The organism is Terriglobus saanensis SP1PR4 (assembly GCF_000179915.2).
In the GTDB taxonomy this organism is placed as follows: Bacteria; Acidobacteriota; Terriglobia; order Terriglobales; family Acidobacteriaceae; genus Terriglobus; species Terriglobus saanensis.
This window is the reverse complement of the sequence record NC_014963.1, coordinates 4,594,602-4,619,173: the sequence shown is the minus strand read 5'-3', so window position 1 is coordinate 4,619,173 and position 24,572 is coordinate 4,594,602. Positions and strand designations below refer to the sequence as shown.

At 59.5% G+C, this 24,572-nt stretch carries 21 protein-coding genes; 10 read left to right on the top strand and 11 right to left on the bottom strand.

The features are described 5' to 3' along the window. Positions 1–13 precede the first annotated feature (13 nt). A complete protein-coding gene (locus ACIPR4_RS19105; protein WP_013570313.1) occupies positions 14–457 on the top strand; it encodes a DMT family transporter in 444 nt (147 codons plus the stop codon). A gap of 358 nt (positions 458–815) precedes the next feature. Here ACIPR4_RS19105 and ACIPR4_RS19095 read toward each other — a convergent pair whose 3' ends face one another. After that, the gene (locus ACIPR4_RS19095) at positions 816–3,101 is read right to left on the bottom strand and encodes a glycoside hydrolase family 31 protein (RefSeq protein WP_483754776.1); all 2,286 of its coding nucleotides are present in this window, start codon (positions 3,099–3,101) and stop codon (positions 816–818) included. Positions 3,102–3,170: 69 nt separating this feature from the next. Next, complete coding sequence (locus ACIPR4_RS19090) at positions 3,171–4,106, bottom strand: hypothetical protein (RefSeq protein ID WP_013570311.1); 936 nt, start codon at positions 4,104–4,106, stop codon at positions 3,171–3,173. A gap of 150 nt (positions 4,107–4,256) precedes the next feature. Between ACIPR4_RS19090 and murQ the strand changes: the two genes are divergently transcribed. From murQ to msrA, 3 genes are all read left to right on the top strand, one after another. Next, positions 4,257–5,183, top strand: coding sequence for an N-acetylmuramic acid 6-phosphate etherase (gene murQ / locus ACIPR4_RS19085; protein WP_013570310.1), 927 nt, complete (start codon positions 4,257–4,259; stop codon positions 5,181–5,183). After that, on the top strand, positions 5,183–6,595 hold the full coding sequence (locus ACIPR4_RS19080) for a serine hydrolase domain-containing protein (protein ID WP_245536389.1): 1,413 nt from the start codon (positions 5,183–5,185) through the stop codon (positions 6,593–6,595). The genes murQ and ACIPR4_RS19080 overlap by 1 nt, the downstream gene beginning before the upstream one ends. Before the next feature lie 109 nt (positions 6,596–6,704). Beyond that, positions 6,705–7,337: a peptide-methionine (S)-S-oxide reductase MsrA gene (gene msrA / locus ACIPR4_RS19075; protein ID WP_049781033.1), complete on the top strand. Its 633-nt coding sequence runs from the start codon at positions 6,705–6,707 to the stop codon at positions 7,335–7,337. Between the two features lie 85 nt (positions 7,338–7,422). On the opposite strand, the gene ACIPR4_RS19070 is transcribed toward msrA, so the two are convergent. The 3 genes from ACIPR4_RS19070 to ACIPR4_RS22860 form a co-directional block, all read right to left on the bottom strand. After that, entirely contained in the window at positions 7,423–8,283 is an 861-nt protein-coding gene (locus ACIPR4_RS19070; protein ID WP_013570307.1) for an SDR family NAD(P)-dependent oxidoreductase, read from the bottom strand. 63 nt (positions 8,284–8,346) lie between these two features. Further along, positions 8,347–8,928: a TetR/AcrR family transcriptional regulator gene (locus tag ACIPR4_RS19065; RefSeq protein ID WP_013570306.1), complete on the bottom strand. Its 582-nt coding sequence runs from the start codon at positions 8,926–8,928 to the stop codon at positions 8,347–8,349. A gap of 64 nt (positions 8,929–8,992) precedes the next feature. Next, positions 8,993–9,157: a hypothetical protein gene (locus ACIPR4_RS22860; protein ID WP_013570305.1), complete on the bottom strand. Its 165-nt coding sequence runs from the start codon at positions 9,155–9,157 to the stop codon at positions 8,993–8,995. A 357-nt stretch (positions 9,158–9,514) separates the two neighbouring features. On the opposite strand from ACIPR4_RS22860, the gene ACIPR4_RS19060 reads away from it, so the two are divergent. Further along, positions 9,515–10,747, top strand: a complete 1,233-nt coding sequence (locus tag ACIPR4_RS19060) for an NAD(P)/FAD-dependent oxidoreductase (RefSeq protein WP_013570304.1) — start codon at positions 9,515–9,517, stop codon at positions 10,745–10,747. Between the two features lie 31 nt (positions 10,748–10,778). Then, positions 10,779–12,446, top strand: coding sequence for an alpha-L-fucosidase (locus ACIPR4_RS19055; protein ID WP_013570303.1), 1,668 nt, complete (start codon positions 10,779–10,781; stop codon positions 12,444–12,446). A 12-nt stretch (positions 12,447–12,458) separates the two neighbouring features. On the opposite strand, the gene ACIPR4_RS19050 is transcribed toward ACIPR4_RS19055, so the two are convergent. The 3 genes from ACIPR4_RS19050 to acnA form a co-directional block, all read right to left on the bottom strand. After that, a complete protein-coding gene (locus tag ACIPR4_RS19050) occupies positions 12,459–12,893 on the bottom strand; it encodes a type II toxin-antitoxin system VapC family toxin (RefSeq protein WP_281047469.1) in 435 nt (144 codons plus the stop codon). Positions 12,894–12,904: 11 nt separating this feature from the next. After that, positions 12,905–13,621 carry a hypothetical protein gene (locus ACIPR4_RS22625; protein WP_013570301.1) on the bottom strand — a complete coding sequence of 239 codons (717 nt, stop codon included), beginning with the start codon at positions 13,619–13,621 and terminating at the stop codon, positions 12,905–12,907. A gap of 102 nt (positions 13,622–13,723) precedes the next feature. Then, on the bottom strand, positions 13,724–16,564 hold the full coding sequence (gene acnA / locus ACIPR4_RS19040; protein WP_013570300.1) for an aconitate hydratase: 2,841 nt from the start codon (positions 16,562–16,564) through the stop codon (positions 13,724–13,726). A gap of 322 nt (positions 16,565–16,886) precedes the next feature. On the opposite strand from acnA, the gene ACIPR4_RS21910 reads away from it, so the two are divergent. After that, entirely contained in the window at positions 16,887–18,515 is a 1,629-nt protein-coding gene (locus ACIPR4_RS21910) for a YXWGXW repeat-containing protein (RefSeq protein WP_049781029.1), read from the top strand. A gap of 72 nt (positions 18,516–18,587) precedes the next feature. On the opposite strand, the gene ACIPR4_RS19030 is transcribed toward ACIPR4_RS21910, so the two are convergent. Next, positions 18,588–19,037: a RidA family protein gene (locus tag ACIPR4_RS19030; protein WP_013570298.1), complete on the bottom strand. Its 450-nt coding sequence runs from the start codon at positions 19,035–19,037 to the stop codon at positions 18,588–18,590. 99 nt (positions 19,038–19,136) lie between these two features. Continuing rightward, complete coding sequence (locus ACIPR4_RS21905) at positions 19,137–19,922, bottom strand: TIGR03435 family protein (RefSeq protein ID WP_013570297.1); 786 nt, start codon at positions 19,920–19,922, stop codon at positions 19,137–19,139. Between the two features lie 256 nt (positions 19,923–20,178). Between ACIPR4_RS21905 and ACIPR4_RS19020 the strand changes: the two genes are divergently transcribed. Next, on the top strand, positions 20,179–20,466 hold the full coding sequence (locus ACIPR4_RS19020) for an antibiotic biosynthesis monooxygenase (protein WP_187290214.1): 288 nt from the start codon (positions 20,179–20,181) through the stop codon (positions 20,464–20,466). A gap of 40 nt (positions 20,467–20,506) precedes the next feature. On the opposite strand, the gene ACIPR4_RS19015 is transcribed toward ACIPR4_RS19020, so the two are convergent. Further along, positions 20,507–21,847 carry an Nramp family divalent metal transporter gene (locus ACIPR4_RS19015; protein ID WP_013570295.1) on the bottom strand — a complete coding sequence of 447 codons (1,341 nt, stop codon included), beginning with the start codon at positions 21,845–21,847 and terminating at the stop codon, positions 20,507–20,509. A gap of 87 nt (positions 21,848–21,934) precedes the next feature. Here ACIPR4_RS19015 and purD point away from each other — a divergent pair, with 87 nt between their 5' ends. Together purD and ACIPR4_RS19005 are read left to right on the top strand one after the other, a co-directional pair. Further along, entirely contained in the window at positions 21,935–23,221 is a 1,287-nt protein-coding gene (gene purD, locus ACIPR4_RS19010; protein WP_013570294.1) for a phosphoribosylamine--glycine ligase, read from the top strand. Between the two features lie 197 nt (positions 23,222–23,418). After that, positions 23,419–24,540, top strand: a complete 1,122-nt coding sequence (locus ACIPR4_RS19005; protein WP_144312730.1) for a glycerophosphodiester phosphodiesterase family protein — start codon at positions 23,419–23,421, stop codon at positions 24,538–24,540. The last annotated feature ends 32 nt before the right edge of the window (positions 24,541–24,572 follow it).

Here is a 24,572-nt window from a genome sequence, read left to right as displayed (position 1 = left end):
CATCTAAAACAGCATGCAGATCCTGATGCTTGTCTTCGCTGTGCTCGCAGGGCTAACAAATCCGTTCCAGTCGGCTGCGAATGCGCAGCTGAACAAACAGGTGATGCAGCCTGTCTGGGTTGCGACCTGCACCTACGTGACGGGTCTTCTGGTATTGCTGGTGATCCAGGCATTTCGTCGCGAGTCGCTGCCGGGAGCGAGTCTCATCGGACAGGTGCCGTGGTGGGCGTGGATGGGCGGCTTCGTCTCCATCTTCGGCACGATGGGCGGACTTCTGCTGGCGCAGAAGCTTGGGTCGGGCATCTTCACCGGAGTGAATGTGACTGCGGCGGTGGTGTGCAGCCTGGTGCTGGATCACTTCGGTCTGGTCGGGTTCAAGCAGCATACGGCTTCGCCGATGCGGATGGTGGGGGCGGCACTGATGATCGGCGGATTGTGGCTGGTGGCGCGGTTTTGATGCAGGACTGAGGTGGGGACCGAGTGTCATTCAAGCACGCCTGTTACGAATCTGGCGTTGTATTATGCCCGACAGTATAAAAATATTCAGCAAGGTGAGGAACGAAGCTAAAGTCCTTTGACTGCGAATGAACTCCACCAGGAAAATGAGCTGGGCCGCCAAGACAAAGTAAAGTAGAGGTTCCCACCACCGCGGCCTGGCATCCCACCGCCTCTTCGAAGCCAGATAGTCCAGCGTCTCTTGAGGAATCCGGCCAGCGTAACGCAAACTGTTTCGTTCGGAGCTGTTCGGCATCCCGGCCTTCACTGGGGTCTCATTGTGAGCCCTACGGGAATTTATAGCAGGTATGCGCGGAAACTCAGCGCCACTCCACAGTTGTAGTGCCGATATGGGCGAACTCAATAGTGGGGCCTTCCGGAGTCTGGGTGGCACGGGCAGCGGTGCCATTGACGGTGATGGAGACAGGGCGACCGAAGCGCCAGCGCAGGGTGACCTTCGCCTCCTTGCCGGTGATTTTGAATGCGTGGTTCTCGCGGGTAAGAGTGCGCTCTTCAAAATCGGTCTGCGTGGTGGCGTCGCCGCGGAATGCGGGCATGAGGTCGTAGACGCGGCGATCGTCGAGGGTATGGATTGTGCTGTTGCCGCTCTCGGCGGAAGGCACGAGGGTCATGACGTCTTCGGGGATGCGGGCGATCACGGAGCCAGCGCGAGCATAAACCGGGATCGTATCCAGCGGAGCTTCGGCGAGGACGGTCTTGCTGCCTGAGACCTCTGCGCCGGTGAAGAAGTCCACCCAGTCGCCATCGGGAAGGTAAACAGGGCGCTGCGTGCCTTCGTTGATGACGGGCGCGACGAGGAGGTCGGGGCCGAAGAGGAACTCGTCCTTCGCCTCCCGTGCGTGCGGATCGTTCTGATAGTTCAGAACGAGTGCGCGCATGAGAGGCATGCCGGTTTTGGCGGACTCCTGCGCGGCGCGGAAGCGGTAGGGGAAGAGGCTCATGTGCAGCAGCGAGAACTTGCGGAAGGTGGCGAGGGCCGCGTCGCCGTAGTCCCAGGGGAGGAGGTTCTTCTGGTTGAGCACCTCCATCGCGGGAGAAAAGGCAGACATCTCGGTCCAGCGCTGGAAGAGGCGCACGTCCGGCGTGGCTGCAGTAGCGAGGTATCCGCCAATGTCGCTGGTCCACAGGCTCATGCCGCTGAGGCCTGCACTCAGACCGGCGTTGAGTACCGTGGGCAGGCCGTTCTCCGGCGAAAAGCTGGACTCGTTATCGCCACCCCAGAGGATCGGCAGGTTCTGATTGCCGACAGTAGCGGAGCGGGCGAAGAGAACGCCGTTGCCCTTGAGGTCTTTCTGGATCACCTCTTCGACGGCATTGTTATAGAGCACGGCGAAGCGGTTGCGCATCATGCGCGGATCGGATTTATCGAAGAAGAGGACGTTGGCCTGTAGACCGTCGCCACCGACGAAGTTGCCCTCGGCATCGTCGTCCTTGAAGCCGTCCGCGCCGGCCTTGATGGCCTGGCGGACCTGGTCCTGCCACCACTGCTTCGCGGCGGGGTTGGTGAAGTCGATGAGCGAACCCATGCCCTTCCACCAACGACCGACATAAGGGGTGCCGTCGGCCTGCTTGATGAAGAAGCCCTTCGCAGCGGCCTCGGCGTAGTTTTCCGCGAGCGGCGGGATCTTATCGGCAAAGCCGGTTTCGCCCGGCGTCGTAGTCTTCGTGTTGATCCACGGCGTATGCCAGAGGACGAGCTTATAGCCCTGCTCATGCAGATGCTTGATCATGCCCGGTGCGTCGGTGAACTGCTTCGGGTTGAAAGTATAGGTGTTGTAGTTTGTGGCCCACGGACTGTCGATCAGGAGGATGCTCGCCGGGAGACCGAGCGAGCGCATACGGTCGGCATCGGCTTTGACCTCGGTATCGTCCTTTACATAATCGCGACCGATCCACGGGGCGAAGGCCCAATACGGTGGAAGGATCGCGCGGCCAGCGAGTTCGGTGAAGTGATTGAGGATCACGGGGAATTGCGGGCCAGTGAAGAGGATGATCCGCAGCTTGGCCGAAGGAGCGGTGACGATGACATTGCCATTGTCTGTGGCGTTCAGGTCGAAGGTGGACTCCGCCGTGGTGTCCACCCAGAGACCATAGCCCGTCGTGCTCAGGAAAAAGGGAATGGGCTTGTACGAACTGGACCCCTTCGCGTAGCCGTTGTCCTGCGATGCCCCTTTGACGATCGTGTGCGCGTGGTTGAGGGTGTTGAAGTGTTCGCCTAGACCGTAGTAGTTGGCTGTGTCGTGTACGCGAAACTCCCACTCGCCGACGGTGTAGGCGACGCTGGTGATCTCTAGGACGCCGGGCGAAAGCTCGCGGAGGTGAAGCTTTCCGGTGGCGACAGGGTTGCCGTCGAAGGTGAAGTCGTGGAGGAGGACGATCGGGCCTGTGTCCGTGCCATGGCCGATGACCTTACCGGGGACGGTGAAGGCGAGGTTGTCGGCGTCCTGGCGTACAAACCCGGAGACGGGAGCGTCTTTTGCTGCGGGTGACGGGACTGCCGGAACGGCGGTTTGCGCTGTGGCATACGTGCTGGCGGCAAGCACCAGCAGACTGAGAACGGCAAACGTACGTCGCATCCGCAACACCCCTGCTTTCAAGGAAAAGGCCTGTGCGAGAAGATCGCACAGGCCCCCATTCTAAATCTCGCGAGCGAATTACATATTGGTGTGGCCGCCGCGCATGTCTTCGTTAAAGGTGGGCTTGGTGAAGGCGAGTGCTTCGGCGAGTTCCTCTTCATAGGTGAGGCGGAGGCCCATGAGCGCGTCCGTCGCAACGGCGAACTCGGTGTCCTGCTGCAGATGGATGAGGCCGTCCTTGGCGATGGCATCGACGTTGTTCTTCAGCTCTTCCACGGTGGTGTTCAGGTACTGCGCGTCGCGGGGATCGAGGAGCCAGACGGGACGTCCGTCACCGAGAACGCCGGAGAGCCAGAAGACCTTGGCAGCGAGGTAGTCCTGGCGCTGGTCGTGTGTGGTGTCGTTGAAGACGAACTTGCCCTGCTTGCTGGAGTAGTAGCGCGTGGTCACGGGGACGGGCTGGCGGTTGCCGCTCTTCACGAGCTCGATCTGTCCCTGGTCCATGATCTTGCGAACGGCGTTATAGATGAAGGCTTCGGCGAAGGGCTGCTCGGCGGCGGGAACGATGTCCGCGAAGGTCACGGTCATGGATGCGGAGACCTTGGCGCGAAGCTGCGCGTCAGCGGCGGTGTGGCCGTCTTCCAAAAAGGCGTCGCCGTGGACGATGTAGGTGTCCGCGCCGGAGGTGGAGAGATGGAAGGGCCACTGCCAGGAGCGGAAGCTCACCGGGAGGCCGCCGAGGGTGACGTAGCAGTCCGGGCGCGGGTTGCGAAGGCGCTTGGCGTTCTCGCGGAGGTACTTGGAGAGCTCCGCGGAGAGCCTGGCATCGCTGGCGTCGAAGTCTTCGCTGAGTTCGAGGGTCTCGGTCTTGGCGGGGTCGCCAGCGAGCGCAAGGGTAAACTTCGCGGTAGGAATGCCGTTGAATCCGGAGGCCGCTTCGGCGGAGGTGACTTCAAGACCAGCCTGTTTTGCGGCGGAGCGGATGTCTTCAGCAAGCTTTGTTTCAAGAGCCATGATTTGGGTTTGTCCTTTTGAAAATCTTCGCGTGGCGAGGCGGTTCCGATGCGCTCGGCATGAAATGTTCGCGTCTTTCTATCTTAACGCAATGTTTTGAAAGGGGTGGCGTTGCTTATGCGACGTTGCATCGCGGATGATGGAGATCTCATGAGCGAAAATCCGAATTCCAACCTGGGCGCGCTGCTGACCGAGACGCGCAATCCCGCCTCCACCAGGATCGATACGTTGAGCACAGAGGAGATGCTGCGCGTCTTCAATGACGAAGATGCGAAGATTGCCGGTGCCGTGGCGGCGGAGATTCCAAACATCGCCCGTGCCGTGGACGCGGTTTCGGAGCGGTTTGAGCGCGGCGGACGCCTCTTTTATACCGGCGCGGGGACGAGCGGACGGCTGGGCGTGCTGGATGCCTCGGAGTGTCCGCCGACGTTTTCCGTGCCGCGTGGGCTGGTGGTGGGCATCATGGCGGGTGGAGATACGGCCCTGCGGACAGCGGTGGAGGGTGCGGAGGACTCGCGCGAACTGGGTGTGTCTGAACTCGTCGCTGTCGGGTTCGGCAAGGTCGTCGATGGGGTCTGTGTGGACACGCTGGTGGGCATCGCAGCAAGTGGGCGGACGCCCTATGTGCTTGGAGCGATGGAGTTTGCGAAGCAGAAGGGCGCCTTGGTAATTGGTCTGTCCTGCGTTCCGGGTTCTCTGGTGGCGCAGGCGGCGGAGATTGCGATCACGCCAGCGTCCGGGCCTGAGGTGATTACCGGCTCTACGCGGATGAAGGCAGGAACGGCGACGAAGCTGGCGCTCAATATGCTTTCAACCGGCGTGATGGTACGGACGGGGCACGTCTACGGCAACCTGATGGTCAACGTGCAGACGACGAACGAGAAGCTGGTCGACCGGGCGGAGCGGATCATCGTCGACGCAACGGGTTGCTCGCGCGCGCGCGCGGCGGAACTGCTGCAGGCTGCGGGGACGGTGAAGGTGGCGATCGTGATGGAGAAGCTCGGGCTTTCGCGGGAAGCAGCCGAGGAGAAGCTGGCGGCGCATAAGGGGCATCTGCGGAAGACATTAGGAGAGTAATGATGAATGTTCTTCGTTGGGGCGGTTTGATTCTTCTGACGGTCTCTTCCGTTGCGGCACAGGCGCAGGATCTTGATCCTGCGACCAAAGCGAAGGTAGAAAACGAGATTCGCCGCGTGATGCGGGAGACGGGCGTGCCGAGCGCGCAGGTGGGCGTGGCGCGTGGCGGCAAAGTGGTCTATGCGGCGGCATTTGGCGAAGCGCGTATTGCCTACGAAGGCAAGCCTTCCATTCCGGCGACGGCGGAGATGCACTACGCGGTGGGTTCGATTTCCAAGCAGTTCACGGCGGCATGCGTTCTGCTGCTGCAGGAGCAGGGCAAGCTGAAGCTGGATGATCCGGTAGGGAAGTGGTTTCCGAATCTGACGCGGGCCAACGACGTGACGCTGCGGATGCTTCTGACGCACACCTCCGGCTATTCGGACTACGCGCCGCAGGATTACACCATCCCGGAATGGACGCATACGGCCAAGCCGGTAGAGGTGGTGCGCAAGTGGGCGGGCAAGCCGCTGGACTTTGAGCCGGGGACGAAGTGGCAGTACAGCAACACCAACTTTGTTCTGGCCGGGTTGATCGTGGAGAAGGTGGCGGGTATGCCTTTCCGCGACTTTCTTCGGGAAAACGTGCTGACGCCGTTGAAGCTGCAGGAGGTTCTCGATCTGGACTACGACCGCGCGAAGATGGAGCCGACCGGATACAAACGCAACGCGCTCGGCCCGCTGCGGCCAGCGATTCCCGAGGCTCCGGGTTGGTACTTCGCGGATGGAGAGCTGTCCATGCCGGTGCGGACACTGATGGAGTGGGATCTTTCGCTTCTGAACCGGACTCTCTTGAAGCCTGCCAGCTATGACGAGATGTTTGCGGAACAGAAGCTGAAGGACGGCACTGGATCGCACTATGCGCTGGGACAGCAGACGGACACTCGGAATGGCCGGCTTGTCCTTCACCACTCCGGCGAGATTGGCGGCTTTGTCGCGCAGAATTTCTGGTATCCCAAAGAAGGTGTTGCGATTGGAGTTCTGACGAACCAGGACGCGAGCAGCGCGGCGGGGCTAATCACCGCAGCGGTGAGCCAGATCCTGCTTCCCCCGGCGAGCGCTTCCGCTGCAGCGGTGAGCGATCCGAAGGCGACAGTGCGCGGGATACTGGAGGCTTTCCAAAAGGGTGACATCGACCGCTCCTTGTTTACGTCCAACGCCAATTTCTATTTTTCGCCGCAGGCTGTCGGCGACTACCGTACGAGCCTCGCGCCGCTGGGAGCGATCCAGTCTCTTACAGAGACCCGCACGTTGCTGCGCGGCGGGATGCAGATGCGCGTCTACACCGTGGTGTATGCGACGAAGTCGGTCAGCATCTCCACCTATTGGATGCCGGATGGCAAGATCGAGCAGTTCCTTCTGGAGGGGCAGTAAACCCATCCAAGTAAGTGCTATGGACGTCTAATCTCCAGAGGTTTTTACGATGCGTCTGCCGTGGATTGTTACCGGAGTAGTTCTTGTCTTAGTGGTGGTATTTTTCGCAATGCGAAATTCCAATGTAAGCGCTGCTACTCGTGGGCCTGTGCCCGTGGCGGGGGTGGATGAGGCTCGTGCGACGAAGCCGGGGCGCGAGAAAGCGGTCTTCGCGGGCGGATGCTTCTGGGGAACGCAGGCGGTCTTTCAGCGCGTCAAGGGTGTCGTGCACACCGACGCCGGCTATGCGGGCGGACAGGCCGGCACCGCCACCTACGAGCAGGTGACGACGGAGACGACCGGCCACGCCGAGAGCGTGCAGGTGGAGTACGACCCGTCGAAGATCACCTATGGCGAGCTGCTGCGTATCTACTTCTCCGTCGCGCACGATCCGACACAGCTCAACCGGCAGGGGCCCGATGTGGGAACGTCGTACAGGTCAGCCATCTTCTTTGTGAATCCCGAGCAGGAGAAGGTCGCAAAGGCATACATCGCACAGTTGGAGACGGCCAAGGTGTTTCCACGCAAGATCGTGACCGAAGTAACTCCGCTGAAGGGCTTCTATAAGGGCGAAGAGTATCACCAGGATTATGCGTTGAAGAACCCGGAAAATCCCTACATCCAGGTCTGCGATCGACCGAAGATTGAGGCGTTGAAGAAGGAGTTTCCGGACCTGTTTGTGGAGTACCACGGGTTGAAATAGAGGGGATTCGATTGTGCGCGGTTTCGTCGATTCTTCCATGCTGACACACGAATTCAGCATGGAAGACGCCGAACGCCCTCGTTTCTCAGAGCTTTAGGTCGGGTTGGTCGTGTGACTGATCGGCGTCGGTTGAGAGACTGACTTCACGCCATGCCCTGGCATCGGACTCCCGCCTGTCCTCGGCAAGCCGGAAGTACTGCAGAGCGCCGCTGCCTAGCAACAGATGCGTGGGAAGCTGCTCCTCGGTAGCCAGTCGTAAAACGACCTGAGCTACCTTTGCGGGGTCGCCCGTCTCGTGTCCCCAATATCCTTTAAGCGCCTTGATCAAGGCGCCGACAGACGGCTCATACTCAGGCAGGAGTGTAGGGGTATCCCTCATCGACCGATTGCCGTAGTTGGTCTTCATAGCGCCGGGCTCCAGAGCGCATATCTTCACGCCAAAGGCTGCAACCTCCAGAGCGATGGCTTCCGTGAAGCCGCCCACGGCCCATTTTGAGGCGTGATAAGAAGCGCTTCCTGCGGTCGCAATCCGGCCGCCGACGGACGAGATCTGCAGGATACAACCGCTCTTCTGCTTTCGCATGACTGGAATTGCGGCTCGCGTCATAGAAACGACACCGAAGAAGTTCGTCTCGATTAGAGCGCGAAATCTCTCTGAGCTTACCTGCTCAAACGGTGCCATATCTCCATATCCGGCGTTGTTCACAAGAACATCCAACCGTCCGAAGAGATCGACAGCCCTGGCGACTGCAACCTGGGCAGCCCGCTCATCGGCGACATCGAGGGCGGCCGTATGTACCTGATCGCCATATCGCTCTACGAGATCATTTAATCGCTGCGGATCGCGAGCCGTCGCCAGAAGTCGATCCCCGGAAGCCAGCACGGCCTCCGCAATATCGCGGCCTAGCCCGCTTGCACTGCCTGTTACCAACCATACTTTGGACATCGAAACCTCCGTTCTGCCGATTGGATGCAGCATAGCGGAGTGAATACTCATTAATGCAAAAGATTATTTCTTGCTGCTTTTTGCTGCCGCGCTCCAAAAGGCCTCGAAGCCTGTTTTGCGATAGCCCTCTGCATCGGCCGCACTGACCGTCATGGATACCATGGTCGTCTCAGCCATCGCCAGTAGAAGATCTGACGCAAAGCCTGGCGGCATACCGTTTAATTTACCGTGTGCGATCAGCTGCTGCATGGCTTCGGTGGCGTGTTCGAAGCCAACCTGTCCCTCTTGTCTACTTTGGTCTGTGATCCGTTCGGAGACATTGAGGTGAACCATCGCCTTGCGCTTCGCGGGAGATTCCATGCCCCAGCTGATATAGGCGTCCCATATATGCTGTATGCGTCTTCGGAGCGAACTGGCCACAGGAAATCTAGCGGTCATAGCTACCCGCACGTCGAGCTTTAGTTCAAGGTATAACTCGTTGAGCAGGGCGTCTTTATCCCGAAAATAGCGGAATAGTGTTCCCTCCGCCACGCCCGCAGCCTTCGCAACTTTGGCTGTGGACGTGCCGGTGCCATCGGAGGCAATCGATTCGATGGCTGCACGGAGTATGTCTGCACGCTTATCTCCTGTTTTTGGTCGCGGCATGTCCATTCCAAACTACCAGTCGCTGGCTGACAAAGCTCCTCTTGCTCCTTTTCTTTTGCAGGAGTTACTTCTTCTGCTCTTCGCGCTGGCGGGCGGCTTCTTCGTCGCGCTTGGTCTGCTCGTGCGCGGTGAGGTGTTCGCCCTTGTTGTGGCTGGCGGCGGCAGTGGCCGCGTTGTGTTCCGGAATGTTGGTGGTTTGGGAGACGCGTGCGTCGTTCGATTGAGACATTGTTTTCTACCTCGAGTGGTTAGAGTACGCCTGGGGCTTGGTCGGGTGCCCATTCTTTCGCGGTTTTATGCGAAAGGGTGGGGTAAGTGCGCCACGACTCTTTTTCGCCTCCTCTTGTCATCTCGCAGCGTAGGGAAGGGGACCTGCTTTTTCAGGCCTTTCTGGGTCGCTCTTCGAGGCGAAAGATGCGTTTTGCTTATCCCCATACATCGCAAAGAACGCGATGTATGGGGCACCCGATTTCGGGTCTCCGTAGAATCCAGTTTGTGCGCTCTGTGCGACCCCATTCTTTCGCAATGAAGCCGCGAAAGAATGGGGCACAAAAGCGATAAGTAGTGGCTCTGGTAGCCTTTTTCTATGGCTGAGTTTGATGTGATTGTGGTGGGTGGCGGTCCAGCGGGAGCTACGGCTGCTCTGCGGTTGGGGCAAGCAGGCGTGAAGGCTCTTCTCATTGAGAAGGCGAAGGCCTTTCCCCGCGAGAAGCCTTGCGGTGGCGGTTTGAGCTCGCGGGTGCTGGTGCGCTTTCCTTATCTGAAAGAAGTCTTCGAAGAGGTTGGCGTCAACCAGATCCGTCGCGTGTATCTCGAGAGTCCCGACGGCAGCAACGCGGTGCATGAGCAGCCGGAGCCGATCATGCACCTGGTGCGGCGGTGGGAGTTCGATGCAGCGTTGTTTCGGCGCGCGGCGGCGGTGATTCCGGTGGAGATGGGGACGACGGTCCGCACGCTGACGGTGAAGGCCGACGGAGTGGAGCTGGAAGCTACGGATGGGCGTGTGTTTACCGCGAAGATGGTCATCGGCGCGGACAGCGCCAACAGCCTGATCGCACGGCATGCCGGTCTCCGCGTGGGCGAGGCGCGCGACGAGTTCGCCGTGGACATGATGGAAGAGACGCCCGTTGCGGAGATGCAGGCAGCGCGTCCCGACACGGTAAGCATGTTTCTTACGCTGACGAAGACGTTTGGCTACGGGTACATCTTCCCCAAGAAAGACCATGTAAATCTTGGTTTCGGTTGCAAGATGGACTACTACCTGACGGAGTTGCGCGGTAAGGGGAAGGAGCATCACGCGGGTTGGGTGGACGAGATGAAGGCGAAGGGCTTTGTCTCTGGCGAGACACAGCCTGCGGGATATAAGGCCTTTCCAATTCCGATCAGCGGGCCTCTGGCGCGCACGTATGCCGACCGCGTCCTGCTTGCCGGAGATGCGGGCGGATTTGTGAATGCGTTTACGGCAGAGGGCATTGTGTATGCGATGACCTCGGGCGATCTCGCCGCCGTGGCTGCGATGCAGGCCGTGAAGGCGGAGCGCTTCGATACCGCGCAGCTGGCGAGTTACGAGAAGGCGTGGAAGGCGGAGATCGGCGATGATCTCGCGCACTCGGTGGATATTCAGAAACGGCTCTTCAATGACTCCGGAAGGATCGACTCGCTGGTACGCGCGGCAGGCAGGGATGCGCGCCTGGCGGAGTTGTTCATCGGGTACAGCATGGGTGCATCGAGTTATGAGGAGCTGCGCGGATACATGCTGAAGAGCTCGGTGCCGAAGTGGGTGATGGGCCGTGTTAAGTCGGCGCTTGGCTTCGGATGATCTCCTCTGGAGATCGGTGTATTCTCCGGGGATGAAGAAGGTTTTTTGCGCGGCGTTGTTAGGGGTAGCAGTTTCTTTTCAGGGACAGACGAAGGCGCAGGGCAGGCCGTTGCCGCTGTCCGAGCCGAGACCTTCGGCAGCTACTCTGGAGGAGTGGGGCGGACGGAAGTTTGGGATGTTTATCCACTTCGGTCTCTACTCCGAGCTGGGTGGGGTGTGGAAGGGCAAACCCGTGGACAACGGGTACAGCGAACAGATCATGGGGAACGCGCCGATCCCGCTGGACGAGTATGCGGCGGTGGCAAAGCGCTTCGATCCGGAGAAGTGGGACCCGGATGCAGTCGTCGCACTGGCGAAGGCGGCGGGCATGCGCTTTATCGTGATTACGTCGAAGCATCATGACGGCTTCAGCATGTTCCATACGGCGCAGTCGAAGTACAACGTGGTGGATGCGACGCCGTACAAGCGCGATGTGGTGAAGGAGCTGGCGGACGCCTGCCGTCGCGGCGGGATGAAGTTCGGCGTGTACTACTCTTCGATCGACTGGCATGAGCCTGGGATGGACCACTACATCGAAGGCAACAGCAACCCGCTGAGCGACGCGCACGCGAAGTTCAACGTGGCGCAGTTGAAAGAGCTTCTGGGCGGAACGTATGGGCCGCTGAGCGAGATCTGGTTCGACATGGGCAAGCCCACGCCCGCGCAGAGCAAGCTCTTTGCGGAGACGGTGCACACGCTGCAGCCGCAGACGATGGTAAGCGGACGCGTCTTCAACTACCAGGGCGACTTTACCGTGATGGGCGACAACGAGGTGCCGGAGTACGGCATCGACGAACCGTGGCAGACGCCCGCTTCGATCTTCGGTGCGACGTGGGGATACCGGAGCTGGCAGAAGCGAGACGACGTTCAGGGGAAGATCCAGGAAAACATCGTGCGACTGGTGCAGGTGGTGAGCCGCGGCGGAAACTACATCCTGAACATCGGGCCAGAGGGAGATGGCTCCGTTGTGCCGTATGAGGCCGAGGTGCTGCGCGGTGTTGGTGCATGGCTGAAGCCCACAGGCGAGGCGATCTATGGGACGAAGGCTTCGCCGTTTCCGGATCTGGATTTTGGCTATGTGACGCTCGGAGACCATGCCGTGTATCTCTTTGTGAAGAACGACGGCGCGCCGTTACGCTTGCCGGGTGGCAGCGGGACCCAGTGGACTGGAGCAACTTTGCTTGGTGATCATCACGCGCTGAAGATCTTCCCGGAAGGAGCGGATACTGTGGTGCAGAAGCCTGCGGATTGGTTCCATGGCTTTCTGCCTGTGGTGAAGCTGACGTATCGCGGGCCGTTGCGTGTGACAAAGCCGAAGATCGCGGCTGAGACGGATGGCTCGTATCGCCTGACGGCACAGAATGCCGAGAAGTTTTATAACTACAACGGCTTTGGGTATGAGGATCCAAAGACGCTCTACAAGATGCGTTGGGAGATTGCGGCTGGGTGTTATGCGGCTACCTTCAAGACGGCTGGAAGTGGGGCGGCGGCTCTTGTAGCGAAGGGTGCTGCGCGGACAGTCTCTGTTGCGGATGGGACTGTGGTGAAGGTGGAAGTGGGGACAGATGCAACGTTTGAGATTACTCCCAAGGAGCCATTCTTGAAGGGGACTGCGCTGCCTTTGAAAGTGGAGGTAGTTTTGATGACGCCTTGTAAATAGGCAGTTGCGGCGCTATGGATTGACGGGATCCCATACGTCAAATCCCTCTTCATGCGCTGCTTCGAGGAGAGCCTTATCCGATGCGATAAAACGCATATCCGACGCTCCGAGAAGATCGCGTGCAACGATGGCGCTTCCAAGCTGTGCCGCGTCTAGCGCCCGGAGATAGTAGCGATCGATCACCGTACTGGCGGCTTCTATGACCGGAGGATTGAGAGGCTGTTCGATCACGCGCCGAATCTCATCCGCAAGAGAATTGAGAGCCAAGGCGGTTTCGGCAGGGTCGATAAAGTTACCCTGTCGAAGTCGACAAATCGCGGAACGTGCTTCGATCTGTGCCAGGGCGGAGATGACTTTATTGCGGTCATCTTCAGCATTGGCGAATCGCAACATCTCGTTCGTACCCTGTTCGGCGATAAAAAGCTTTACGAGTGCACTTGTATCGATGAAGTGGTGAATTAAAGCCTCCCACGATCGCGCAGAAGAATCTCCGAAGCAGATTCTCCTCCCCGCGCGCGAATCGGTTGGAAGCGAGGTGCGACTGCCTGAGCGAACTTGGACTCCCGATTCAATTTCACGGTCGTCGTTGGGTGTTGTGGCGCCTTGGGATTCGGAATGGAAGAGGTGAAAATGGCTCCTACTTCGACAGCTTTATTCAGTACGGCCTGTCGGCGCTCCAAAGGCTCAACCCATGGGTATTCGCGCTCGGTAAGATCGTTGTCGCGAAACCACTTGAACGCAATGAAACTTTTGCCCGCCTTCTCTGCATCGGCCAGAGCCAGGCAGATTTGCTGAAGGTCTATCTCTGAGACTTCACGTTCGTCCGCCGCAATTTTAATGCTGGAGCTTGTATCCGCGTGGCGTTCAGCGGAGGTAAGCTCGCCGGGATTTTTAACCAGGCCAACCTTGAGTTCTTGCTGCTTCTCGAAATAGATGACGATTTCGCCAGTTTCAGGATTCCAGTTGGAGGCAGCCGCCGAACTTCGCTTTTTTCGCCCGTCTTCCTCGAATTGCGCGATGGGCCGATATCCGGCGGGCGTTAGGAACTTTAGAGCCGATGTGATCTGTTCGTTTAGAGGTGCGTTGCGAAGCGCTTCCAAGCCATTTTGGACAATCTGCTCAATGTCATGGATGGTCGCTTCCGGACCTCCCGGAGTGTTACTTGATAAAGCCATAAGATATATCTCAATTCAATAGAATAGGTGGAACTAATTCATATATATAAGAGCGCGGAGGTTATTTGTCAAATAACCCCCGCGCTTTAGTCCTTCTAAGTATTAGGCCTTGCCTGCGAGTTGGCGAAGGACGTACTGCAGGATGCCGCCGTGCTGGTAGTAGAGGATCTCCTGCGGCGTGTCGATGCGGACGGTGGCGGGAATGTGTTTCACTTCGCCGTCCTTGTCGGTTGCGGTGACGGTGATCTGTTTGCCGCTGGCGAATTTGTTATCCAGCATCTCCTTGAGGCCGGGGACGTCGTAGATCTCCTCGCCGGTGAGGCAATGAGACTCTGCGTTATCGCCTGCTTGGAACTGCAGGGGAAGGATGCCCATGCCGACGAGGTTGGAGCGGTGAATGCGTTCGTAGCTTTCGGCGAGGACGAAGCGGATGCCGAGGAGGCGCGGTCCCTTGGCTGCCCAGTCGCGGCTGGAGCCTGAACCGTACTCCTTCCCCGCAAGAATGGCGAGCGGAACGTTGCGCTCCGCGTAAATGACGGAGGCGTCGTAGATGCTCATGCCCTTGTCTTCCGGAAGCAGGCGCGTGACGCCGCCTTCGGTGCCGGGGGCTAGCTTGTTCTTCAGGCGGACGTTGGCAAAGGTGCCGCGGACCATGACCTCGTGATTGCCGCGGCGCGAGCCGTAGCTGTTGAAGTCCGTGGCTTTGACGCCGTGCTCGATCAGGTACTTGCCTGCGGGACCGTTCAGCTTGATGGAACCTGCGGGCGAGATGTGATCGGTGGTGACGGAGTCGCCGAGGACGGCGAGGACGCGCGCACCGGCGATGTCAGTGACAGGAGCCGGGGTTGCGGGCATGCCGTCGAAGTACGGCGCCTTGCGGATGTAGGTGGAATCGGGCTCCCATCCGTAGGTGTCGCCGAGCGGGAACTTGAGGTTCTGCCAGCTGACGTCGCCATCGGAGATGGTCGAGTACTCCTTGTGGAACATGGAGGAGTCGATGGAGTTAGCGACGGTTTCGGCGACCTCTTGCTGCGAGGGCCAGATGTCTTTCAGAAAGACCTGTTCGCCATCTTTGCCGGTGCCGATGGCTTCTGTGTCGAAGTTGAAGTCGATCCGTCCCGCGAGGGCGTAGGCGACGACGAGTGGTGGCGACATGAGGTAGTTGGCGCGAACGTCGGAGTTGATACGACCCTCGAAGTTGCGATTGCCCGAGAGGACCGAGACGGCGACGAGACCGTGCTCATCGATGGCCTTGGAGACATCCGTAGGCAGTGCGCCGGAGTTGCCGATGCAGGTGGTGCAGCCATAGCCGACGGTCTGGAAACGAAGCGCGTCGAGGTATTGCGTGAGACCGGCCTTGTCGTAGTAGTCGGTGACGACGCGCGATCCGGGAGCGAGCGAGGTTTTGACCCAGGGAGGGGTGCGGAGACCCTTTTCGACAGCCTTCTTCGCCAGCAGGCCGGCGGCCAGCATGACATTGGGGTTCGAGGTGTTGGTGCAGGAGGTGATGGCGGCGATGACGATGCTGCCGTGGTGCAGGTATTCGTCTACATCGAAGCCGAAGCGCTCCTTGATGGAGGCGATGGGCTCAAAGCCGGTGGTGAGATGACCGTCCTTGCCGGGTTCGGGCATGGCCTTGTTGGACTCGATGGAACCATCCTGCGAGGAGTGGCCGCCTTCACCCTGCCAGCGCGAGATCTGGCGATCGCCCTTGAGGTTGGCGTTGGGGCCGTAAAGCGAGGGAAGCTGTTTCGCGAAGGACTCCGACGCCTGCGAGAGGGCAACGCGATCCTGCGGACGCTTGGGGCCGGCGATGCTGGGTTCGACGGTGGTGAGGTCGAGTTCGAGCGAGGAGGTGTACTCGGCGTCCGTGGAGGAGGCGGTGTAGAACATACCCTGGGCGCTGTAATAGTCCTCGACGAGTTGGATCTGAGCCTCGCTGCGGCCGGTAAGGCGGAGATAAGCGAGGGTCTCTTTGTCGACGGGGAAGATGCCGCAGGTCGCGCCGTACTCCGGCGCCATGTTGGCGATGGTGGCTCTATCTGCTAGTGGTAACTCCGCTATTCCGGAGCCGTAGAACTCGACGAACTTGCCCACGACGCCGTGCTTGCGGAGCTGTTCGGTAATGGTGAGCACGAGATCGGTGGCGGTGGTGCCCTGCTTCAGCTTGCCGGTGAGTTTGAAGCCGACGACCTGGGGAACCAGCATGGAGACCGGCTGGCCGAGCATAGCGGCCTCTGCTTCAATGCCGCCGACGCCCCAGCCGAGGACGCCGAGACCGTTGACCATGGTTGTGTGGGAGTCGGTGCCGACGAGGGTGTCCGGGTAGGCCTGACCGGCGTGGTCGCCGCTCTCGGGGGTCGTAAAGACGACGCGGGCGAGGTATTCCAGATTGACCTGGTGGCAGATGCCCATGCCGGGAGGCACGGCGGAAAAGTTACGGAAGGCGGTCTGGCCCCACTTCAGAAAGGCGTAACGCTCGCGGTTACGCTGGAACTCGAGGAGCGAGTTCATGTCGTAGGCGTTGGCGGTGCCGTACTCGTCCACCTGGACGGAGTGATCGATGACCAGCTCGGCGGGCTGCAGAGGATTGATCTTTTCGGGGTCGCCACCAAGAGTTTTCATGGCATCGCGCATGGCGGCGAGGTCGACGATGGCGGGAACGCCGGTGAAGTCCTGCATCAGGACGCGGGCGGGCATGTAGGCGATCTCGCGGGAGGGTTCGGCCTTGGCTTCCCACTTGGCGAGGAAGGTAATATCGTCGGCGGTAACCGTGACACCGTCTTCGCGGCGGAGGAGGTTCTCCAGCAGGATGCGGAGTGAGAAGGGAAGGCGTGCGAGCTCGATGCCCTTGTTGGCGAGGGAGTCGAGGCGGTAGATTTCGTAGTTTTTGCCGCCGGAAACAAGGGTGGCTTTGGCGTCGAAGGTGTTGAGCGTGCTCATGGGATCCTCATAGGGCGTTCACCGACTGGAGAACACTGGTCTTCTGCCGACGGAGAGAAAAACCCTCACGCGGCGAGTGGTAAAACCTGGCAGATACAGGGGGGAGGAGCGGGAATCAGGCGAGGATGCGTCCGCGGTCGTGTTTTCCACGGCGAAAGCGCTTCGGTTTGGAAGAACCCCGGTGCATGGAACCATTTTATCGCTTCGGATGTCTGGCGTGAAAAAGATTTGATTGGAGCAGGAGCGCAACATGCTGCGCAAAAGTGCATCTATGTTCACTGTGCGTGTTGTCTACCGTGCAGAGTGTTTTGGAGCGTGTGTGATGGAACGTCGGACTTTTGGAACTCGTTTTTTTGGCGCTTCAGCTGGGATAGTACTTTCCGTGATGCTGGTGGGATGCCACCAGCAGACTCCGCTGGTGCCTGCGCCCATCGAAAATGGATCCGCCGCGAATGGAGCCGATCCTGCTGCGGCGAATATGCTGCAGGTGCCTCAGGATGCCACGGGCGCGCCGGTGCAGAGAACCGCTTCGCAGGGAACGCAGGTTGCGGGGCAGAGCTATACCCAAGTGCCCACGCAGAACGGCGAAAACTATCCCCAGGGTCAGGACCAGAGCCTGCAACCGGGTTACGACCCGCAGCAGCAGTCTGGCGACGATTCGGCCTACGAGAATGGCGCGGACGCCTATGCTCAGTACGTCGACAACTCTGTCCCTCCCGCTGCGCAGGCGCCTCCGCCGTTGCCGGTCTATGAGCAGCCGGACGCTCCGGGACCAAACTATCTTTGGACGCCGGGATACTGGAGCTACGGCGGCGGCGGGTACTACTGGGTGCCGGGTGCATGGGTGGCCGCACCGTACGAGGGCGCGCTTTGGACTCCCGGCTGGTGGGGATACTACGGCAACCAGTACCGCTTCCATCATGGATACTGGGCTCCGCACGTTGGTTTTTACGGCGGCATTAACTATGGCTTTGGTTACGTCGGTATCGGATACTTCGGCGGCTATTGGAACCGTGATCGCTTCCAGTACAACCAGGCGGTGAACCACATCAGCCCACGCATGGTGCAGAACAACGTCTATGTGCGGAACGTGACGATCAACAACTCCTACCGGAACGACACACGCACGAGCTTCTACGGTGCAGGTGGAGTGCGCCGTCCTATCACGGTGCAGGAGCGGTTGGCGGCGCGGCAGCCTTCTACGCCTCCGATGCGTTCGCAGATGGAATTTCGCCAGCAGGCGCAGCAGAACCGGGCGCAGGCGTTCTCGCAGAACCATGGCCAGCCAGCTACGTCGTTTGCGCGGCAGGGGCTTGCGGCAGACCGTGGCATTCAGCGGCCTGCGGCAGTAAATCCTGCCGTTTTGCAACAGCAGGCGCGCGAGTTGCAGACGCGGCAACAGCAGCAACGCCAGGTGACGACGAACCAGCAGAATCAGCAAAATGTGCGCCAACAGCAGCAAATCCAAACGCGGCAGGGACAACAGCAACAACTTCAGCACCAGCAGGTTGCGAACCAGCAGGCGCAGCGTCAACAGCAGACACAGGCGAACAATGCGCAGCGTCAGCAACAGGCGAATACCCAGCGCCAGCAGCAAGTACAACAACGCCAGCAGGCAACGCAGAATGTTCAGCGTCAGCAAGCGCAGCAGAGAACCCAGCAGGTGCAACAGCAACAGACCCAGGCGCGCCAGCAACAGCAAGTTCAGCAGAACGCACAGCGCGCGCAGCAGAATGCTCAGCGTGTGCAGCAGCAGAACGCGCAACGGCAGCAACAGAACGTGCAGCGTCAACAACAGCAGGTGCAGCAGAATGCTCAGCGGCAGCAACAGGTGCAACAGCAGCAGGTGCAACACCAGCAACAGGTTCGCCCCGCTCCGGCGGCGCCAGCGCGTCCAGCAGGGCCACAGCCGCACGCAGCTCCTGAAGGCGGTGGGGAGCATCACCACTAGGTTGTTGTTTCATAACCAAACTAAAGAGGGACGCCCACCGGGTGTCCCTCTTTTCTTTTCAGTACGCAACCGCTAAATGTAAGCGACCACATCGATCTCGATCAGAGAGTCACGCGGGATGATGGCGGCAACGGTTGTGCGTGCGGGCGGTTCTACCGCAAACCGCGCGGCAAAGATTTCGTTCATCGCCGCATAATCCTTGATGTCCGCGAGAAAGATCTGCACCTTCAGCACCTTTTCCATCGAAGATCCGGCGTTCTTCAACTCCTTCTCCACGGCGTCAAAGGCGTACGTTGCGCAGGAGCGAATGTCTTTCGGGTTGGGAGCGTTGTAAGAAGCTTTTCCCGAGACGAAGAGCAGATTGCCGTAGGCGACCGCGGGAGAGTACGGCGGCTTCGGCGTCGTGTTGGGGTCGGCCGCGAAGATCTTCTTCGCCAGCTTTGTGGCGGCTTCAACAACCGGGGAGAATACGGCTGAACCTATAACCGCAGCGGATGCGGCGAGGGAACGGCGAGTCATCATGAGAGACCTTTCTGTCGGGAAATCTGTCGAGAGGGTATCGCATCGAAGCCGTACTTACGGAGATTTGCGCTTCTCTTTCGTCAAGCGTCAGGGACGTAATCAGTTCTCTGTGGGCGGCTCGACGTGGTCGATCACCAGTACGTCCACGGCCTCTTTGCGAAAGGAGATTTCAAGCCCAAGGTCGCCTTTGAGTGCGGCGTTTGTCACCACGACAGGATCCGGGCGGACGGTGTCGTCGTTGTTTTGATGGGTATCGACGTAGGGTGTGAAGTCGACTGCGAAGTCGTACCTGCCCGGAAGCGCGGTGTGGTCGGTGATGGGGAAGTTGATGACGCCCGAGAGATAGTCGGCGAAGTCCGACATGTTCATGGAGCGGGCAGTGAAGCCGATGTCGCTGTTCTGATGAGAAGGCGGCCCGTCTGGCGATACTGACGGATGGATCTTGCTGCCGCTCTTTACCACAGTGAGTGCATAGACTTTGAGTTCTTTCTTTTCGCGATGGAAGGCCAGCTTGAAGCGATCCGCGAGAAGAGTGCGCATGCGAAGCTTCATCTGTTCGGGCGAGGTGTCCCCATCGGGCTTGGCGGTGATGTCGTAGTGGACTTCGGAGATCGGCTTGGCATACCCCACGATCTGTGCCGGTGCGACACCGTAGGCATAACGGATGCAGGTGCTGATGGTGACGTCATGCATGCGCAGCGTGCCGTGGGAGACTTCGGTGTTCCCGTCTCTTTCGAACTTCACTTCGGCGCCGCTGGGGCGAATGCTGGCGACGTCGAAGGCCTGCGTCGCCGCTGGCCGAATGAAAAAACCGATCGCGAGCAAGGCAAGGGCGCTGCGGAAGAAGATTTTCCTGGCTGGTGTGTCTTTTCGTGCCCTCTGCATGCTCGTTGCCTCCGTTTGCTGTCTCCGTGTCCTACGAAGAAAGCGCCGGGAAGGTTCCGTCTGGAGAAGATGGCAAGCGAAGGGCGCTATTTGCTCGGAATGCCAACATGGCATTTTCCTATCAGCATAATCTGTTCACGTTTCTTATAGTTTTGGTACTTATCGGCCATCATTCCATAGTGCCCGTATAGGGAGATGGAGATGAAAGGGAACGGAAATGATTTGCAGAGCATGGCGTGCTGAGGCGGAAAACGAGTTGGCAGATACCTACCAGAATGTTGCTCTCACGAAGGTAATTCCATCGATTGAAGCACGGAAAATCCCAGGTTTTTTGCATATTGATGTACTGCGGCGGCCACTATCTGCAGAAAGAGTCGAGTTCATGACCTTGATGTGGTTCGATTCGGCAGAGTCCATCAAGGCATTCGTTGGTGAAGACAGCGAAGCAAGTTATCTTCCGACGGACATCACCTCCGTGTTGGCCCGCTATGACCACCGCGCCTCTCATTTCGAGGTGGTAGCGCAGAGACCTCAAAAAGCATAGGTTTTTAGCCGACCTGCCGCATTACTTTGGAGTTTGAAGACTAGGCGGAGGTCGCCATCTGCCAGAGCAGGAGCACATTGAGTGCGAGGATCACGCTGATCGTGATGTACCCAGCAATGCGCACGCGCGTGGTGTTGGCGAAGTTTCCCATGACCTTGGGGCGATTCGTCAGCCAGAGTAGCGGAATGAGCGCGAAGGGCAGGGCGAAGCTGAGAACCACCTGCGACAGGATGAGGATGCGCAGGGGGTCCAGGCCCATGGCGATGACCGCGATGGCTGGGATGATCGTGATGAGGCGGCGCAGGTAGATCGGAAACTTGATATTCAGGAAGCCTTCGATGATGACCTGTCCGGCCATGACGCCCACCGTGGAGGACGAGAGGCCGCTGCACAGCAAAGCCACGGCAAAGACGGTGGCGGAGAGCGGACCGAGCAGGGGGCCGAGGGTGCGATGCGCGGCTTCAATGGTGGTGACGGGCTCCATGCCACGCGCGGCGAAGCTGGCGAAGGTGCCCGCCGCCATGACGACCATGGCGGAGTTGATCAGCCATGCGCCGTTCATGGCGACTATGATGTCCACGAGCTCGAAGCGGAGATAGCGCTCGCGGAAGTCGGCGGAGTTGGATGCGGAACGGAGTTTGCCGCGCTGGAAGATGCGGATACGCGGCTGCACCAACGCCGAGTGGAGATAGACGACGTGCGGCATCACCGTCGCGCCGAGCATGCTCACCGCAATATAGATGGACGAGCGGTTGAGTGAGGGGACCAGCGTGTGGTGTGCGGCGAGCGCCCAGTTCGGGTGAACGAGGAAGATTTCGATGGCATAACAGATGCCGATCACACAGACAAAGGCGATGATGCCCCATTCCAGATGGCGGAAGCCGTGCTGCTCCAGTGCGAGCATCAGGAAGACGAAGACCGTAGTGGCAAGCGCGGCGAAGAGCATCACGTGCGTCTTGCCGAAGCCATGCGCCAGCAGGGCGGGACCGAAGAGAAGATAGAAACCGAGCGCGGCTCCGAGGAACTCCGCGAGATCGGTGGCGATAGCGGCGATCTCGGCGGCGACCCAGGCGGTGACGTTCAGCCAGCGGGGGAAGTGTGTCCGGCAGTTCTCGGGAAGAGTGTGCCCGGTGACGATGCCCAACTTTGCCGAGAGATACTGCACCAGCATGGCCATCAGGTTCGACCAGAGAAGGACCCAGAGCAGGCTGTATCCAAAGCGTGTTCCGCCTTCGATATTCGCGGCAAAGTTGCCGGGATCGATGTAGGCGACGGAGGCGACGAAGGCCGGACCGAAGTAGCTCATCATCTCGCGCCAGGTTAGGCTTGCTCCGCGAGGCTTCGGTTCCTGCATGGAATCTGACTGATGGAGTGGGGGCATCTGCTCCGTTCAGTATAGGGCTGTGGTGCAATAGATAGGTTGCAGTAACCACGAACGATTCCCTTGCGAGGGACGGAGACAGCAGAGATGAAGGTTTTGATAATCGGTGGCGGCGGCCGTGAGCACGCCATGGCATGGGCGCTGCACAAGTCTTCGCGGGTGACGGAGATCGTCGCAGCCCCCGGAAATGCAGGCATGGCGCAGGTGGCGCGGTGTGTTCCGGTGGCGCAGACGGACCTGGAGGCCATGGTGGCGTTGTGCGTTGCGGAGGCTCCGGGACTGGTGATCGTTGGACCCGAGGTGCCTCTGGCCCTCGGTCTGGTGGATGAGTTGGCGGCCCGCAAGATCCGCGCATTTGGGCCGACGAAGGCCGCGGCGCAGCTGGAGTCTTCGAAGGCGTTTGCCAAGGATTTCATGGAGCGCCACGAGATTCCCACGGCGCGCTACCGGGTTTGCACCTCCATGGAGCACGTGCGGATGGGGCTGGCCTTCTTTGAAAATCCGTCGTCGCCGATTGTGGTGAAGGCCGATGGTCTGGCTGCCGGGAAGGGTGTCGTGATGGCGGCGAACCACGCCGAGGCGCTGGCTGCGGCGGAGGAGATCTTTTCCGGCTCTCTTCTGGGGACGACTCAGCAGACGCTGGTCCTGGAAGAGTTTCTGGAGGGCGAGGAGGTCTCGTTTTTCGCGCTTTGCGATGGGAAACACGCGATTCCACTGGCGGCGGCGCAGGACCACAAGCGCGTCGGCGAAGGGGATACAGGACCAAATACAGGCGGGATGGGGGCCTACAGCACGGACACGCTGATCACGCCGGAGATGCGGACCTGGATGACCAAAGAGGTCGCACAGAAGGTCGTTCACGGCATGCGCGAAGAGGGTGTGCCCTTCCAGGGGATTCTCTTCTGCGGCATGATGATGACCGCGCGTGGGCCGATGGTGCTGGAGTTCAACACGCGCTGGGGCGATCCGGAGACACAGGCGATCATGATGCGCCTGGAGAGCGATGCGCTGGATCTTTTCGAAGCCGCCGTCGACGGCAAGGCCGAGGGGTTGAGGCTTGCGTGGAAGCCAGGAGCGAGCGTGTGCGTGATCGCCGCGAGCGGGGGGTATCCGGGAAGTTATGCGACCGCGTTGCCGATCAGCGGCCTGGACGAGGACCTGCCGACGGGCACGGAGATCTTTCACTCCGGCACGGCATTCGAAGGAAAACAGGTCGTCACGGCGGGTGGTCGGGTGCTTGGAGTTACCGCAACCGCAGATAATCTTCGTCGTGCGCTGGGCAAGGCATACGAAGGAATTGCAGGCATTTCCTTTGAGAAGATGCAGTTTCGCCGGGACATAGGGCATCGGGCGCTCGGTCGAGAAGGGAATTAAAATTACTTTATAAAAGTTATTTTCAATAGTTACGTAATCGGTTAGGATGGCTCTGCAACCTAATTTTTCGGCAGGATTTCGCGTCACAGAGGCGTAGGATTCTGCCCGACATGCGAGTCTTCGTGATCCGGTTTCAAACCACTGCTGTCTTGCTTTCCGGTTTTATTGTTACTGCCGCTGTTCCTGCGCAGACTTCTATGAAGAATCCCTTCGTTCAACTGATGGAGAAGGCTTCGGCTCATGCAAAGGCACACGGTGCTTCGGTGCCGGTACTGTCACCGGTGGATGTGACTGTCCTAGGGACCATGCCTGGCAGCGACAAGAAGTTGGAGATGCCGCTGGTGCCGGTATCCGAACTGCAGGCGATGGGCGTGAAGGTCGTGCCGTGGACAACGAACGATCCAGACCGCATGCGCGCGTTGATGGCTCTGGGTGTGGATGGAATCATCTCCGACCGTCCTGATCTTCTGCGCAAAGTCGTCGAAGAAGCGCGCGCGAGCGCGAAGACTCCCGCGGAGCGCGAGCGGTTGGCGAAGTTCGATATGGCCGCGCATCGCGGCGGACGTGGCTTGCGCCCGGAGAACACGCTGCCTTCGTTCGAGAATGGCATCGACCAGGGCGCGACGACTTTGGAGACAGATACCGGCGTTTCCACCGATCACGAATCCACCATCTGGCACGACCAGTTCTACAACCCACAGAGCTGCCGCCACGCCGATGGCACGCCGTACACGCTGGAGAATCGCGTGTATCTGCAGGACATTTCGAGCAAAGACGCACAGAAGATCTTTGTATGCGACAAGCTCCACTTTAGTTCCAGCCCGGGGGATACTTCGCAGACGAATGACCTGACGCTTTCACCGGTCAGCGTCGCGTTTGCGAAGAAAGAGGGTATGCCGAGCCCTTATGCGCCGACGTATGTCGCGCAGCTGTTCCGCTTCGTCCGTTTCTACACGGAGTTTTACTCGAAGGGCGCGGGCAAGGACCTTCCACACGCGAAAGAGCGTGCGGCCAATGGAGCAAAGGTTCGATTCAACATCGAAACGAAGTCGGTGCCGGAGGGCATGTCCACCAGCACGCGACCGGATGCGGGCAAGATCACGGTACATACCGTGGATCCGGAGACGTTTGTGAAGGTGCTCGGCGGCACGATCCTGCGCGAGCACATGGAAGATCGTGCTGAAATTCAGAGCTTCGACTTCCGCACGTTGATCCTGGTGGAAGAGCAGTTCCCCAGGATTCCGACGTATTACCTGACGGAGAACCCAAAGATGCTGAGTGGCGCGCTGGTTCCGGCGTCCCTGCGGCACACGGAATAAACGCAGAATTTACGTGTTTTAGAGGCTGTTTC